Origin of the sequence: Flavobacterium sp. (genome assembly GCF_031423415.1) — a bacterium.
In the GTDB taxonomy this organism is placed as follows: Bacteria; Bacteroidota; Bacteroidia; order Flavobacteriales; family Flavobacteriaceae; genus Flavobacterium.
Window position 1 is genome coordinate 1 of the sequence record NZ_JANPFL010000160.1, and the last position, 1,442, is coordinate 1,442.

General features: G+C 30.5%; 3 protein-coding genes. All 3 read left to right on the plus strand.

Annotated features, from left to right (window positions below):
• A partial coding sequence (locus tag RMO83_RS13835) for a phosphatidylserine decarboxylase (protein WP_310560288.1) occupies nt 1-259 on the plus strand: 259 nt, incomplete at its 5' end.
• A complete protein-coding gene (locus tag RMO83_RS13840) occupies nt 260-520 on the plus strand; it encodes an acyl-CoA-binding protein (RefSeq protein WP_310560289.1) in 261 nt (86 codons plus the stop codon).
• A 7-nt stretch (nt 521-527) separates the two neighbouring features.
• Complete coding sequence (locus tag RMO83_RS13845) at nt 528-1,289, plus strand: superoxide dismutase (RefSeq protein WP_310560290.1); 762 nt, start codon at nt 528-530, stop codon at nt 1,287-1,289.
• Nucleotides 1,290-1,442: the final 153 nt, after the last annotated feature.

Consider the following 1,442-nt stretch of genomic DNA (forward strand, 5'->3'; position numbering starts at 1 on the left):
CGAAGAAAACGAACGAACAACCGTAGTTATAGAAAATCAAACTTTCGGAGAAATTTTATACAGACAAATTGCAGGCGCATTAGCCAGAAGAATTGTAAATTATGCCGAATCTGGAATGCAAGTAAAGCAAGGAGATGATGCTGGATTTATTAAATTTGGATCGCGTGTAGATTTGTTTTTTCCAATCGGAACTACAATTAATGTAAAACTGAACGAAAAAGCAATAGGAAACCGAACCATAATTGCAACCAAAAGCTAAATGCAAGAAAAAGATTTAGATACAAGATTTTTAGAAGCAGTAGCAATTGCTGAGCAAATTCCGCAAGCTTCTTTGCCACAAGATGTACAATTGCGTTGTTATGCTTATTACAAACAAGCTACTTCTGGAAATACAAGTCAAATATCTTCAAGTTTTGATTTACGAAATGCATTCAAAACCAATGCTTGGATGCAAATAAGTCATCTTTCGATTAATGAGGCCAAAGAATTATATATCGAAGCAATTTTATCATTAAAATAAAAATTTCATGAAAATAAAATTACTGTTTTGTTTAACAATTCTAATTGTATTGCAATCTTGCCAAGGCAAAAAGTTTACAGAAGTTGTAGAAGTTCCATTGCCTAGCTCTGGCGAAAAAATAAACATCGGAATGCCCGAAGATGTAACTGCAAATAAAGGAACCTTCGAATTGATAAAACTATCTTACAAATACGATGCATTGTTACCAAATTTAAGTGCATTGACACTAGAAAATCATTATTCAAAACATTATTTAACACATCTTAATAATTTTAATAAAGCAATTGCTGAAACAGATTTAGTGTCCAAAAATATTGAGGAAATTTTGCTAAAACTTGACATTTCAAACGAATCTCTAAAAAATAATGCTGGTGGCTATTATAACCACAATATTTATTTTGAAAGTTTAGGTGCAAAAAAAACCGAACAACCAAAAGATACTTTGTTAAGCACAATTAATAGAGACTTTGGCTCGTATGAAAATTTTAAAACAGCATTCAAAACCTCGGCAGAAAAACAAATTGGCTCTGGTTGGACATGGCTAATTGTTGATAAAAATGGCATATTACAAGTTACAAATACAAATAACAACGAAAATCCATTAATGCCCAAACAAGTCATAAAAGGAACACCAATTTTAGCAATAGATTTATGGGAACACGCTTATTATTTAGATTTTCAATACAAACGAAGAAAGTATATTGACGCTTTTTTTAATGTAATCGACTGGAAAGTTGTTGAAAAAAAATATGAAATCACTCTGAAATAATCACAAAAAAAACTCCAATCTTTTAAAATTGGAGTTTTTTTTGTGATTTAAATTAACTAGTCTTTTGTAAATACTAAGCTTTGACCATTTTGAATCAATGTCAATTCAGTTTTTGTTTCGTTGAAAACAAATTCAACAGGTGCTCCTTCTATT